General features: G+C 66.7%; 12 protein-coding genes. 3 read left to right on the forward strand and 9 right to left on the reverse strand.

The window, feature by feature from the left end:
- Positions 1-192 precede the first annotated feature (192 nt).
- Positions 193-687 (reverse strand): GAF domain-containing protein, encoded by a 495-nt coding sequence (locus BDW41_RS06175; RefSeq protein WP_074546338.1) that lies wholly within the window; start codon positions 685-687, stop codon positions 193-195.
- Between the two features lie 121 nt (positions 688-808).
- Between BDW41_RS06175 and bioD the strand changes: the two genes are divergently transcribed.
- From bioD to dcp, 3 genes are all read left to right on the forward strand, one after another.
- Positions 809-1,480 (forward strand): dethiobiotin synthase, encoded by a 672-nt coding sequence (gene bioD / locus BDW41_RS06180; protein ID WP_074545267.1) that lies wholly within the window; start codon positions 809-811, stop codon positions 1,478-1,480.
- 53 nt (positions 1,481-1,533) lie between these two features.
- The gene (locus BDW41_RS06185; RefSeq protein ID WP_199535292.1) at positions 1,534-1,884 is read left to right on the forward strand and encodes a hypothetical protein; all 351 of its coding nucleotides are present in this window, start codon (positions 1,534-1,536) and stop codon (positions 1,882-1,884) included.
- 105 nt (positions 1,885-1,989) lie between these two features.
- Positions 1,990-4,197, forward strand: a complete 2,208-nt coding sequence (dcp, locus tag BDW41_RS06190; protein ID WP_074545265.1) for a peptidyl-dipeptidase Dcp — start codon at positions 1,990-1,992, stop codon at positions 4,195-4,197.
- 104 nt (positions 4,198-4,301) lie between these two features.
- Here the strand turns inward: dcp and BDW41_RS06195 are convergent, their stop codons facing one another.
- From BDW41_RS06195 to BDW41_RS06230, 8 genes are all read right to left on the reverse strand, one after another.
- Entirely contained in the window at positions 4,302-4,883 is a 582-nt protein-coding gene (locus BDW41_RS06195; protein ID WP_074545260.1) for a hypothetical protein, read from the reverse strand.
- 4 nt (positions 4,884-4,887) lie between these two features.
- A complete protein-coding gene (locus BDW41_RS06200; protein ID WP_233496795.1) occupies positions 4,888-5,451 on the reverse strand; it encodes a hypothetical protein in 564 nt (187 codons plus the stop codon).
- 60 nt (positions 5,452-5,511) lie between these two features.
- A complete protein-coding gene (locus BDW41_RS06205; protein ID WP_074545254.1) occupies positions 5,512-6,501 on the reverse strand; it encodes a PD40 domain-containing protein in 990 nt (329 codons plus the stop codon).
- Between the two features lie 165 nt (positions 6,502-6,666).
- Positions 6,667-8,034 (reverse strand): glutamate--cysteine ligase, encoded by a 1,368-nt coding sequence (locus BDW41_RS06210; protein ID WP_074545250.1) that lies wholly within the window; start codon positions 8,032-8,034, stop codon positions 6,667-6,669.
- 113 nt (positions 8,035-8,147) lie between these two features.
- On the reverse strand, positions 8,148-9,536 hold the full coding sequence (locus BDW41_RS06215; RefSeq protein ID WP_074545247.1) for a sensor histidine kinase: 1,389 nt from the start codon (positions 9,534-9,536) through the stop codon (positions 8,148-8,150).
- A gap of 11 nt (positions 9,537-9,547) precedes the next feature.
- Complete coding sequence (locus BDW41_RS06220; RefSeq protein WP_074545243.1) at positions 9,548-10,213, reverse strand: response regulator; 666 nt, start codon at positions 10,211-10,213, stop codon at positions 9,548-9,550.
- A 145-nt stretch (positions 10,214-10,358) separates the two neighbouring features.
- Complete coding sequence (grxD, locus tag BDW41_RS06225; RefSeq protein ID WP_074545239.1) at positions 10,359-11,282, reverse strand: Grx4 family monothiol glutaredoxin; 924 nt, start codon at positions 11,280-11,282, stop codon at positions 10,359-10,361.
- Positions 11,283-11,445: 163 nt separating this feature from the next.
- Positions 11,446-12,303, reverse strand: coding sequence for a UDP-2,3-diacylglucosamine diphosphatase (locus tag BDW41_RS06230; RefSeq protein ID WP_074545236.1), 858 nt, complete (start codon positions 12,301-12,303; stop codon positions 11,446-11,448).
- Positions 12,304-12,313: the final 10 nt, after the last annotated feature.

The following is a 12,313-nucleotide window of genomic DNA, read 5'->3' on the forward strand; positions in this document are numbered from 1 at the left end:
CATTCCGGCGCAGGCCGGAATCCAGTGGCGAAAGTAGTCGGTTGTCGCATGGCGTCAAAAGCATTTGGCTCTTCGGCGAAAACCACGCCATGAGGCCACTGGATTCCGGCCTGCGCCGGAATGACGAGCGATGAGGTTGACGGTTTTGCGCAGCCGCTAAGGCCATGTGCCGGCCTGACCGGCGCGGCGCTTTCAGTGCTTGTCGAGCGAGCCCATGAACACGGCGCACAAGGCTTCCATGCCGGCGCGGTCTTCGTCGTCGAAGCGCGCCACGGACGGGCTGTCCACGTCCCATACGCCGAACAGGCTGCCGTCGGTGCGCACCAGCGGCACCACGATTTCCGATTGCGAGGCGGCATCGCAGGCGATGTGTCCATCGAACTCGTGGACGTCGCGCACCACCTGGGTCTGGCGCGTCTGCGCGGCGGTGCCGCACACGCCGCGGCCGAGCGCAATGCGGATGCAGGCCGGCTTGCCCTGGAACGGTCCGACCACCAGCTCCGTGCCGTCGTACAGATAGAAGCCGCACCAGTTGAGGTCGGGGACGCTGTGATAGATCAGCGCGGAGAAATTCGCCGCATTGGCGATCATGTCAGGCTCGCCTTCGATCAGGCCGCGTGCCTGGGCACACAGGTCTTCGTAGTGTTCGCGCTTGCTGGCGTAGGCCTGCGTCTTCAGTTCATGCATGAGCTGGGATCCTCTGGAATCGGCCGCCGTGCGCGGGCGGTCGACCGCAAAGCACGTATTATGCGCCGGTGAGGCGCCATCGGCACGGATGTGCCGGGTGCCGCCATCCAGGGGAAGGTTCATGTCGACTCTGTTCATTGCGGGCACCGACACCGGCGTCGGCAAGACCCACGCGACCTGCACGTTGCTGCATGCGTTGAACGCGCGTGGCACCCACGCCTGCGGTATGAAACCGGTGGCCAGCGGCTGCGTGGAAACACCGGAAGGCCTGCGCAACGACGACGCGCTCGCGCTGCAGGCGGCGAGCGCCGCGCCTATGCCTTACGAATGGGTCAATCCGGTCGCGCTGCGCGAGCCCTTGTCGCCGCATCTGGCGGCGGCGCACGAGGGCGTGGAAATCCGTCTTGCGCCGCTGTACGAGGCGTTCGAGCGTTTGCGCGGCATGCACGACGCCGTGCTGGTCGAGGGCGTCGGCGGTTGGCTGGTGCCGCTGTCGCGCAGCCTGCTGGCCTCGGACATGGCGCGGCAGTGGCAGTTGCCCGTGGTGCTCGTGGTCGGCCTGCGGCTGGGCTGCCTCAACCATGCGCTGTTGTCCGCGCGCGCGATCGCCACGGACGGTTGCCGCCTGGTGGGATGGATCGGCAACCGCATCGATCCGGCGATGGAGGCGGTGGACGAGAACATCGAGACCCTGCGCCACCACCTGCCCGCGCCGTGCCTGGGCATTCTTCCCCATGGCGTGCCGCCGCATGAGGCGGCGGCGCACCTGGACCTTTCCCTGATCTTGGAATGACGTTCACGCGGCGCGTGCTGGGATGCACGCGTCACCATCGCAGGAGGCAACCCATGAGCATGCGCAGCCACTACTACCTGTCCATCGCCGACCTCGCGCATGCGCGCGGACCGGTGCCGGCGCTCAGCTACGACGGTGCCGGCCCGAACGATCTTGCTGTTGCAGTGCAAGACGCGATGCGCACGCCGGAGCTGTTCGAGCGCTGGCGCGCCATGCAGGACGAACCGGACGACGTCGACCCCGCGCTGGGCGAGATCGACCCGCTGGCCACCGCCAGCGCGCGGGTCGCCGACCTGCGCACGGACATGGACCTAGTCACCGACCTGCCGATGAGCATCGTGCGGCACCGGCTCAACCTGCTGATCGGCAACAGCTGGCAGCTGCGCGACATGCGCAAGGGCTGACCGCCCCGCGGCGTGGCGCGCGTCCAGTACTTCCAGCCCTTGGCACCCGTGCCGGGCTGTGGTTAGTCTCGGGGTCCGTTTGTCACGTTTCCATGGGGAACTCCGATGCTTCGTCTCCGTACGCTGGTCATAGCCACTTCCATCGCGCTCGCCGCCTGTTCGCAGCAGTCGAACGAGCAGGCCGCGCAGCCCGCGCCGGCACCTGCCAGCACCGCGCCGGCCAAGGCCTCCACCGCGCCCGCCGCACCCGAGGTCAGCGCGGTCAATCCGTTCCTCGAGCCCAGCACGCTGCCGTTCCAGGCGCCGCCGTTCGACAAGATCAAGGACGGCGACTACCAGCCGGCCTTCGAGGAAGGCATGAAGCAGCACCTGGCGGAGATCCAGAAGATCGCCGACAACCCGGATGCGCCGACCTTCGAGAACACCTTCATCCCGATGGAGAAGTCCGGCCAGCTGCTGACCCGCGTGATGCAGGCGTTCAACGCCGTCAGCGGCGCCAACACCGACGACACGCTGCAGAAGGTGCAGGAAGAGGAAGCGCCCAAGTTTGCCGAGCATCAGGATTCGATCGTGATGAACGACAAGCTGTTCAAGCGCATCGAGACCATCTACAACCAGCGCGATTCGCTCAAGCTCGATCCGGAATCCAAGCGCCTGGTCGAGGTGACCTACAAGAACTTCGTGCGCGGCGGCGCCAAGCTGTCCGATGCCGACAAGGCCAAGCTCAAGGACCTCAACAAGGAAGAGTCCAGCCTGAGCACCCAGTTCACCAACAAGCTGCTGGCCGCGACCAAGGCCGGTGCGCTGGTGGTGGACGACAAGAGCAAGCTCGACGGCATGTCCGACGGCGACATCGCCGCCGCCGCCGAAGCGGCCAAGGCCCGCAAGCTCGACGGCAAGTGGGTGGTGCCGCTGCAGAACACCACGCAGCAGCCGGCGCTGGAAAGCCTCAACGACCGCGCCACGCGCGAGCAGCTGTTCAAGAGTTCGTGGAACCGCGCCGAGCACGGCGACGCCAACGACACGCGCGAGCTGATCTCGCGCATCGCGCAGATCCGCGCCGAGCAGGCCAAGCTGCTGGGCTATCCGAACTACGCCGCGTGGAAGCTGGAAGACCAGATGGCCAAGACGCCGGAAGCGGCGATCACCTTCATGGACAAGCTGGCCCCGGCGGCCACCGCGCGCGCCGAGCGCGAGGCCAAGGACATCCAGGACGTAATCGACCAGCAGAAGGGCGGCTTCAAGGTCGAGGCGTGGGATTGGGAGCACTACTCCGAGCAGGTGCGCAAGGCCAAGTACGACCTCGACGAATCGCAGGTCAAGCCGTACTTCGAGCTGGACAACGTGCTGCAGAACGGCGTGTTCTACGCCGCCAACCAGCTCTACGGCCTGACCTTCAAGGAGCGCAAGGACATCCCCACCTGGCAGCCTGACGTGCGCGTGTTCGAAGTGTTCGACAAGGACGGCACCTCCATGGCGCTGTTCTATTGCGACTACTTCAAGCGCGACAACAAGAACGGCGGCGCGTGGATGAGCAACCTGGTCGACCAGTCCAAGCTCATGGGCACCAAGCCGGTGATCTTCAACGTCGCCAACTTCACCAAGCCCGCGCCGGGCCAGCCGGCCCTGCTGTCGTTCGACGACGTGATCACCATGTTCCACGAGTTCGGCCACGGCCTGCACGGCATCTTCGCCAACTCCCAGTACCCGAGCCTGTCAGGCACCGCCACCGCGCGGGACTTCGTGGAGTTCCCGTCGCAGTTCAACGAGCACTGGGCGACCGATCCGAAGATCTTCGCCAACTACGCGAAGAACTATAAGACCGGCGAGCCGATGCCCGCCGAGCTGGTCGAGAAGATCAAGAAGGCCAAGACCTTCAACAAGGGCTACGACATGACCGAACTGGTCGGCGCCGCCCTGCTCGACATGAGCTGGCACAGCCTGTCGGCGGACACGCCCAAGCAGGATCCGGACAAGTTCGAGATGGACGCGCTCACCAAGGCCAAGATCAACCTGAGCTACGTGCCGCCGCGCTACCGCTCCAGCTACTTCCAGCACATCTGGGGCAACGGCTATGCGGCCGGCTACTACGCCTACCTGTGGACGGAAATGCTGGCCGACGACGCCTTCCAGGGCTTCGTCGACAAGGGCGGCCTGACCCGCGAGAACGGCGACCGCTTCCGCGCGATGATCCTTTCGCAGGGCAACACGCAGGACCTGGCCACGCTCTACAAGAACTGGCGCGGCAAGGATCCGAGCATCGAGCCGATGCTGCTGAACCGTGGCCTGAAGGAAGCGCCGCAGAAGAAGTGATCACGGCGCCACGTTGAAAAGGGAAAGGGCCGGCTATGCCGGCCCTTTCTGTGTGAGGCGTTCGAGCACCGCGCGCCATGCGGTTTGGGCCGCGCCGGCGGGTACTACTGCCCCAGATGCAGTTCCTTGGCAAAGGCATCGTTCACATCGCAGTAGTTGGCGCGTGCCGTGGTGGAGTGCGTGGCGCGGAAGTAGAACCGCGGGTGGCCGGGCACGCCGTCCTCGTTCTCGGTCAGCACGTAGTAGTCAAAGTGCACCGGTGCGTCATCGGCGTAGCCATCGCCCAGGTCGCGGTTGGCGACAATCAGCAGAGCGGGCCGCGCGTTGCCGCCGGACAGCAGGCGGATATCGTGCAGCACGCAGTCGGCGCCGCCACTGATGGTCACGCCATAACGCTCGTTCTCCTTCCCCTTTTGTTCATTGAACAGGGGTACGAGGCTCCAGGTCCCCTTGCCGTTACTGCTTTTGTCGCGCATATAGAACGTCGCCAGGGTGAAGCCATGCGCATTGAAGTTCTCGCGCGAGGCGAGCACGACCGTGACATCGTGTCCCTGCAGTCGCAGGGCGTTGGGACCATTGGCGAGCGGGATGGCCTTGTAGCCGGCCAGTTCGTCGGCATGCGCATCGCCGTCGGCCGCAGCAAACAATGTCATAGCCATGAGCAGGGCGGTGACAGTCTTGAGCATTTGGTCAGCCGCCCTCACCGCAGCCGACGTCGGCCGCGCCCATGTGATCGAAGGCGGTCAGCGTGACTTCGGTCTGGCCCTGCGCGGGATACTGCACGTCGGTATCCATGATGTTCTGCGGCCACGCATGCGCCTTCTGCTCCGCAATGCTCAGCTTGGCCGCGGCGGCACGAGGCAGGCGGAATGCCTGGCGCACCTGCGCTTCGCTCCACGTGCCGTTCAAGGTGATGCTCAGGGCCTGCAGGTTGCCGTGTTCCCAATGGAGTGCGACGTGCGTGGCCTGCGGATGCACCTTAGTGGCGAGATGGTCGGGGAATTCGGGACCTTCGTAGTACGCATCCGGCGTCTTACAGATGTCGCCGCGATTGCGATAACCCTTCAAGGCGCAGTTGAAGCGCGTGTCGCGGTGCCCAAGCGTTTTCTCCATGAAGCAGCCGAAGTCCGCCGGCGACATGCGCGGCCATGAGCGCACGTCGATGCGCGGCGCGGCAAGCCCGGCGCCGTCATGCGTCTGCGCCGCGCTTGCGGCGGATAGGGTCAGCAGCCCAAGGGCAAGCCATGTCTTCACGATCTTCCCTGACTCGTTGAATGGGATCGCTATGGTAGGGAAGTTGCGGTCGCGGCGATATCAGCCACCGGAACTACCTTGCTTCTCCAGCCACGGCGCGAGGGACACGTACCAGATGTTGTCGCTGCCGTTATCCCACGATTGCATGCGCGCGATGTCGGCTTTCGCCTGTTCCTGCGTGCGCGGGTAATGCACGGGCAGGGAGCGCGTGCTGCTGAAGTACAGCGTGCGGTGATCGGGCCCCAGGTGCGATCCCCACGGGCCCTTCATGTTGATGCCCTCGCCCAGGTCCACCGGCTTGCCCCAGCCCGCGCCGTCGCGGAAGGCGATGTAGAGACGGTCGGGGTCGCCCTTGCCGCTGAAATTCGCATCGAACACGATGAAGGATTCGTCGGGCGCCACGGCGGGGTCGAGCTTGTGCGCCGCTGCATCGCCCAGCTCCACTGGCACGGGCGCTTGATAGGCGCCGTCGCGGTATTGCGAGCGAAACAGGCGGAAGTCATCGTCGTCGCCGGGGCGCTGGAAGTACACGCTGCCATCGGCGGCCACGGCCGGCGCGTAGGTACGCGAGCTGCTGTTCACCGCGTCGGGCAGTCGCACCGGCTGGCCCCAGCCGTTGCCCTTGCGGTCCACGCGCCACAGATGCCCGCCGGAACCGGGACGCACCTTGCCATTGGCCATCACCGCGTCGAGCGCCTTGCCGTCGTCGTGGTCGGGGCGGTTGGACGAAAAAATCAGGAAGGAGCCGTCCGGCGCCATCGCGGGATCGTGATCCAGCCATTGCCCCGAGAACGGCGCCACCGTCGGCGCGCTCCACGCGCCGTGCACGCGATGCGACACCATGATGGCCGCGTTGGGCCAGTTGATGCGATCGAAGAAGACCGTGTCGCCGTCGGGCGTGAACGCGGCGGAGTCCTCGTTGGCGGCACCAGAGACCACGCCGGGCGCGAATATCTGCGGCGTGGCCGAAGGGCCGTCATCGGCCTGCGCCATCCCTGCAAACGCCATCGTGCAACCAGCTGCCCACAGCCAACGAGCCACGTGCTTCATGTCGGTGATTCCAAGTCGGGATTGGAACGAACGGCGCACTTCGGGAGCGGGGCATTGTTGCGTCGGCGCTTCGCCGCGAGAGCGTGCTTGAAGTCATGGTGGCCGGGCGGCCCAAATTAAAAGCCCCGCGCGATGTCGGGGCTTTTCATGCCGTGCGCAAGGCGATCAGTACGCGAATTCGCGGAATACCGGATCGACGCTGCCGTTCCACGGGCCGTGGAACAGCTCGAGCTTGCGCTCGGCCGGCGTCTGGCCAGCTTCCACGATCTCGATCAGCGGTTCGAGGAAGATGCTTTCGTCCGCGCCGCTCTTGTTGAGGCGCGCGCGGCGCTTCAGGCCGTGGCTGGCGATCTTCAGCGTTTCGGCGGCCAGTTCGCGCACGCTGTGTGAGCGGAACGGCAGTTTCAGCGCCTGGCGCGGCACGCCGTCGCGCAGGGCCTGGCGTTCCTCGCGGGTGAAGTCCTTCACCAGGTCCCAGGCGGCGGTCAGCGCGTCGTCGTCGTAGAGCAGGCCCACCCACAGCGCGGGCAGCGCGCACAGGCGATTCCACGGGCCGCCGTCCGCGCCACGCATTTCCAGGTACTGCTTGAGGCGCACTTCGGGGAAGGCGGTGGTGAGGTGGTCGGCCCAGTCCTTCATGGTGGCGCGCACGCCGGGCACCGCCGGCAGTTCGCCGGCCATGAAGCGCTTGAAGTCCTGGCCGGACAGGTCGATGTACTTGCCGCCCTGGTAGCTGAAGTACATCGGCACGTCGAGCATGTAGTCGACGTAACGCTCATAGCCGAAGCCGTCCTCGAACACGAAGTCGAGCATGCCGGTGCGGTCGGGGTCGGTGTCTTCCCATACGTGCGAGCGATAGGACAGGTAGCCGTTTGGACGTCCATCCGTGAACGGCGAGTCCGCGAACAGGGCGGTGGCGATGGGCTGCAGCGCCAGGCTGGTGCGGAACTTGCGCACCATGTCCGCCTCGCTGTCGAAATCCAGGTTCACCTGCACGGTGCAGGTGCGGGTCATCATGTCCAGGCCGAGGTTGCCGACCTTGGGCATGTACTCGCGCATGATCTTGTAGCGGCCCTTGGGCATCCACGGCATTTCCTCGCGGCGCCACTTGGGCTGGAAGCCCATGCCGAGGAAGCCCATGCCGAGGCCTTCGGCGATGGAGCGTACTTCGGTGAGGTGCGTGTTGACCTCGCGGCAGGTCTCGTGGATGGATTCCAGCGGCGCGCCGGAAAGCTCAAGCTGGCCGGCCGGCTCCAGCGTGATGGAGGCCTTGTCGCGCGACAGGGCGACCGGGTTGTCGCCCTCGCGGGCCACCTCCCAGCCATAGCGCGCGGCCAGCGACTCCAGCAGCACGCGGATGCCGCGCTCGCCCTCGAAGGTCGGCGGGCGCAGGCTGTCGGTGAGGAAGCCGAACTTCTCGTGCTCCGTGCCGATGCGCCAGGCGTCGCGGGGCTTCTCTCCCGCGGCAAGGTAGTCGACCAGCTGCTGGCGGCTGTCGATCGGGGTGCTCTTGACGGCACTGGGTATGGACACGGGGAGACTCCTTGCGAGGGTGCACCCACTCTTGGGGGCGAGGCATCCTAATTCAAAGTGCCGATTATCCGAACTTTTGAAGTTAGGGCGCCCTGACGAGGGTCAGCGTAACCCTAGACGGCCGCGGGGAAATCGATGCGCATCCGGACGCCGCGCCCGGACGTGCCGTCGAGGATACTCAAGTGGGCGCCGTGCACACGTGCCACCTCGTCCACGATGGCCAGGCCCAGGCCGCAGCCGTCCGAGCCGTCGTTGGTGCTGCGCACGCTGCGATAGAAGCGCTCGCGCACCTTGTCGCGCTCCTCCACCGGAATGCCCACGCCGCTGTCGTCCACCTCCAGGAAGGGGCGTTGATCCGTCGTGCCGCAGCGGATGGTGATGTTGCCGCCCGCAGGCGTGTGGCGAATGGCGTTGTCGATGAGGTTGTTGAGCACCTCCAGCAGCAGCCAGTACACGCCGGTGACCTGTACCGGTTCGCATTCCGCGCCCAGGTCGATGCCGTGGGCGACGGCGCGGTCCAGCGAGCTGTCGATGACCTCGCCGATCAGGTGCGGCAGGTCCACGGCGGTGAAGTGGCTGGCGCGGTGGGCGGACGGTTCCGCGCGGGCCAGCGTGAGCAGCTGGTTGGCGGTGTGCGCCAGCCGGTCCACGCCGCCCTGCAGCAGGGTGATGCGCTCCTGCAGCGCCGTGCCCGCCGTTTCGCGGGACAGCACCTCGAGCTGTGCCTTGAGGCCAGTCAGCGGCGTGCGCAACTGATGCGCGGCATTGGCCAGGAAGTGCTGCTGCGACAGCACCGAATCGCGCACCCGGCCCAGCAGCGCATTCAGGGACTCGACCAGCGGCAGCACTTCCGCCGGCACCTCGTTGGTCTGCAGTTGATTGAGCGCGGCGGCGGGGCGGCCGGCGATCTGGCGGCTCAGGCGTTGCAGTGGCCGCAGGGAAATGCTGATGCCGATCAGAGCGATGATCAGCACCGCGGCCATCTGCACGGTGTCGTTGATCAGGAAGGCGACGTCCAGCCGGTGCACGGCGCGGTCGCGACGCGCGGGGGTTTCCGCCACCGTCACGATCAGCGGGTCGCCCGTTTCGCTGGTGCGGTAGCTGGCCAGGCGAAACAGCTGGCCCCGGAAATTGATGTTGGTGTAGCTGAAGCCATCCGCCGACTGGGTGTCCGGCGTGATCGGCAGCTCCGGCGTGCCGGCGACCGTGGTGCCGTCGGGCAGGCTCACGCGGTAGTAGAAGTGCTCGTCCGGCATGGCCCGCAGCGGCAGCGGCGGGCGCGGCGGCAGGTTCACGTCCAGCTGGCCGTCGCCGCGGGAGTGGATGCGCGCCACGATGGCCAGCGCCGCGCGCGACAGCGAGTGATCGAAGGCGCTGTGGATCGGGCTGACGATGACGTGATGGTCCACCGCCACGCCCGCCACCAGCAGCAACAGCAGCGGCGCGAGCAGGTAGCTCAGCAGCCGCCGGTGGACGCTGGTGGGGCGCTTGCGCTCGGCCATCGTCGGAACGGTCAGGCGTCCTCGAGGCGGTAACCCAGCCCGCGGATGCCGCGCACCGTGGCCGCACTGCCCAGCTTGCTGCGCAGGCGCGACACGTGCACCTCGATGGCGTTGCCGGAGATGTCCTCGCTCCAGCCGGTGATGGCCTGGGTCAGGCGTTCCTTGCTCACCACGCGGCCGCTGTGGTGCGCCAGGCATTCGAGGATGGACCATTCGCGGCGGGTGAGTTCGAGCACTTCGCCCTTTTCGTTGAGCGCGCGGCGACCAGCCAGGTCGATGCGCAGGCCGCCGATCACGATCTCGTTGGCGGCCGCGGCCGTGGCGCGGCGGATCAGGGCGCGGCAGCGCGCGGCCAGTTCCGGCAGGGCGAACGGCTTGACCAGGTAGTCGTCGGCGCCCAGGTCCAGCGCGTTGATGCGGTCGTCCAGCCCGTCGCGGGCGGTGACGATCAGCAGGGGCAGCGAACTGCCGCTGCGGCGCAGGCGGCGCACCAGGGACAGGCCGTCCTCACCGGGCAGGCCCAGGTCCACGATGGCCAGGTCGTAATGGGTGTCGGACAGGCGCGAGGCCACGGATTCGGCGTCGCCGACGGCGTCCACCACATAACCAGACCCGATCAGGCCACGGGAAATGGCGTCCGATACCAGGGAATCATCTTCGACGAGCAGGATGCGCATAGGGCACGTCATGGAAATGGTGACGGCATGCTAACAGGCACGCCTTTCAGTTCCCCGTCGTCGGAATCGCCTTATGGCAGGGTTAGCGCAAACAAAAAGCGCCTGCCGGGGGCAGGCGCTTTTGGGCACACCAGAGCGGGGCGACTCAGTAGCGCGGCACGGTCGGGTCGATGTCCCGGGCCCAGGCGTCCATGCCGCCCTCGACGTTGTAGACCTTGGTGAAACCGTGCGCGGCGAAGCGCTCGGCCACGCCGCGGCTGGACACGCCGTGGTGGCAGATGAAGGCGATGGGCGTGTCCTTGGGCAGGGCGGCCAGCGTCTCGTAGCCTTCCTCTTCCAGGATGCGGGCCTGCGCCAGCGGGGCGGCCGCGGCGCGGCCGTGGGCCGGGCGCACGTCCACCAGGGTGATGTCGCCGGCGGCCAGGCGCTCCTTGAGCTGCTGCACGGTGAGCGTGCCGATCTCCTGCGCGCCCGGGAACTTCAGGCTCAGGCCTTCGCCCTGCACGGTGGAGACCCAGTCGATCACGATGCCCTTGGCTCGGGCGGCGCTGCCCGGGTCGAAGTGGACTTCGATGCCGTTGGCGGTCACCACGATGTCGTGGTCGCTGCCGGGAGCCAGCTGGAAGCCGGCGCTGTGGTCCGGACCGATTTCCAGGTGCAGGGCCAGGCCCTGGGCGTTGGCCGTGCCCTGGCGGATGGCCTCGGCGGCCTTGTCGGTGATGGTGATCTCAGGCGGCGTGCGATCCGGCGCGGCCACGCCGAACAGCTGGTGCAGCTCGCCGCTGGCGTACATCTGGCGAATGATGTCGGCGCCGCCGACCAGCTCGCCCTGCACGTACAGCTGCGGAATGGTCGGCCAGTCGCCGTAGGCCTTGATGCCCTCGCGGATTTCCGGATCTTCCAGCACGTTGACCGTGTGGTACTCCGGCAGCAGCTCGTTGAGCGTGTTGGTGGCCGCCGCGGAGAAGCCGCACATCGGCTGGTGGCGGGTACCCTTCATGAACAGCACCACGCGGTGGCTCTGCAGCAGGGATTCGATACGTTCGCGGGTGGCGCTGTCGAGGGACATGGAAGACTCCGGCAAAGAGGGCGGATTGTAACCCTTGGGATATGCCGGCGGTTTGGGGGGATGCAAGGGGGTGGAGCGAGGAGTGAGTGAAGAGGAGTGAGAAGTGAGAGAAGGTAGGGGCTAGCCACTCTCACTTCTCACTCCTCTTCACTCACTCCTGCCCTCAAGCCGCAGGCCGCAGCTCCGTCAGGTCCAGCTTCGCCCGCGTCAGCGGCGCCAGCGCCAGGGCGGCGGCGGGCGAGGGCAGCACGAGTTCGCGGCTGGCGCGGCCCAGCGGGGCGTACTGCTCGCTCCAGTGGATCAGTTCCATGGCGCCGGTGTGGTCTTCCACCAGCACCGTGCAGTGCTCCACCCAGTCGCCGTCGTTGAGGTACAGCACGCCGTCCATGTCGCGCACGTGGCCGAAGTGGATGTGGCCGCAGATATGGCCGTCGAAGCCGCGCTCGCGGGCATCGTTGGCCACGCGCTCCTCATAGGCGCGGATATAGGCCAGCGCCTTGCCGATGTGCGATTTCACGATGATGGACAGGGGCAGGTAGGGAAGTTCCAGCCGGCTGCGCATCGCGTGGACGCGGCGATTGGTCCAGCAGATGAAGCGATGCATCACTTCCCCCAGGTGCACCATCCATGTGCGCCCGACCTGCTCCGGATCGAATTCGTCGCCGTGGCTGACGCGGTAGCGGCGGCCGTCGGCGCCTTCATGCACCGCGTCCAGCTCGATCTTGACGCCGCCGAAACTCTGCCCGGCCAGGCCGCGCACTGGGGCGTCGTGGTTGCCGGGGATATAGATCACCTCGACGCCGCGCTGCGCGAGGTCGAGCACCTCGGCGATCACCGCGCCGTGGTCGGCGTGCCACCACGTGCGCCGCGCCAGGGCTTCCATGTCGATGATGTCGCCGACGAGGTACAGCTTCTCGCAACGCAGTTTGCGCAGGAAATCGAGCAGGTAGCGGGCCTTGCAGTCAGGCGTGCCCAGATGCACGTCGGAGATGAAGGCGCTGCGGCAGTTGAAGGTCGCCATGGCAGTCTCT

The sequence above is a fragment of the Dyella sp. AtDHG13 genome, assembly GCF_003201105.1.
Taxonomy (GTDB): domain Bacteria; phylum Pseudomonadota; class Gammaproteobacteria; order Xanthomonadales; family Rhodanobacteraceae; genus Dyella; species Dyella jiangningensis_B.

Excerpts from the sequence above, each read along its gene's own strand:
- BDW41_RS06205 (WP_074545254.1), bottom strand. The coding sequence starts at position 6,501 with ATGAAGCACGTGGCTCGTTGGCTGTGGGCAGCTGGTTGCACGATGGCG.
- BDW41_RS06185 (WP_199535292.1), top strand. The coding sequence starts at position 1,534 with ATGAGCATGCGCAGCCACTACTACCTGTCCATCGCCGACCTCGCGCAT.
- BDW41_RS06195 (WP_074545260.1), bottom strand. The coding sequence starts at position 4,883 with ATGCTCAAGACTGTCACCGCCCTGCTCATGGCTATGACATTGTTTGCT.
- BDW41_RS06215 (WP_074545247.1), bottom strand. The coding sequence starts at position 9,536 with ATGGCCGAGCGCAAGCGCCCCACCAGCGTCCACCGGCGGCTGCTGAGC.
- BDW41_RS06230 (WP_074545236.1), bottom strand. The coding sequence starts at position 12,303 with ATGGCGACCTTCAACTGCCGCAGCGCCTTCATCTCCGACGTGCATCTG.
- BDW41_RS06175 (WP_074546338.1), bottom strand. The coding sequence starts at position 687 with ATGCATGAACTGAAGACGCAGGCCTACGCCAGCAAGCGCGAACACTAC.
- bioD (WP_074545267.1), top strand. The coding sequence starts at position 809 with ATGTCGACTCTGTTCATTGCGGGCACCGACACCGGCGTCGGCAAGACC.
- grxD (WP_074545239.1), bottom strand. The coding sequence starts at position 11,282 with ATGTCCCTCGACAGCGCCACCCGCGAACGTATCGAATCCCTGCTGCAG.
- BDW41_RS06220 (WP_074545243.1), bottom strand. The coding sequence starts at position 10,213 with ATGCGCATCCTGCTCGTCGAAGATGATTCCCTGGTATCGGACGCCATT.
- dcp (WP_074545265.1), top strand. The coding sequence starts at position 1,990 with ATGCTTCGTCTCCGTACGCTGGTCATAGCCACTTCCATCGCGCTCGCC.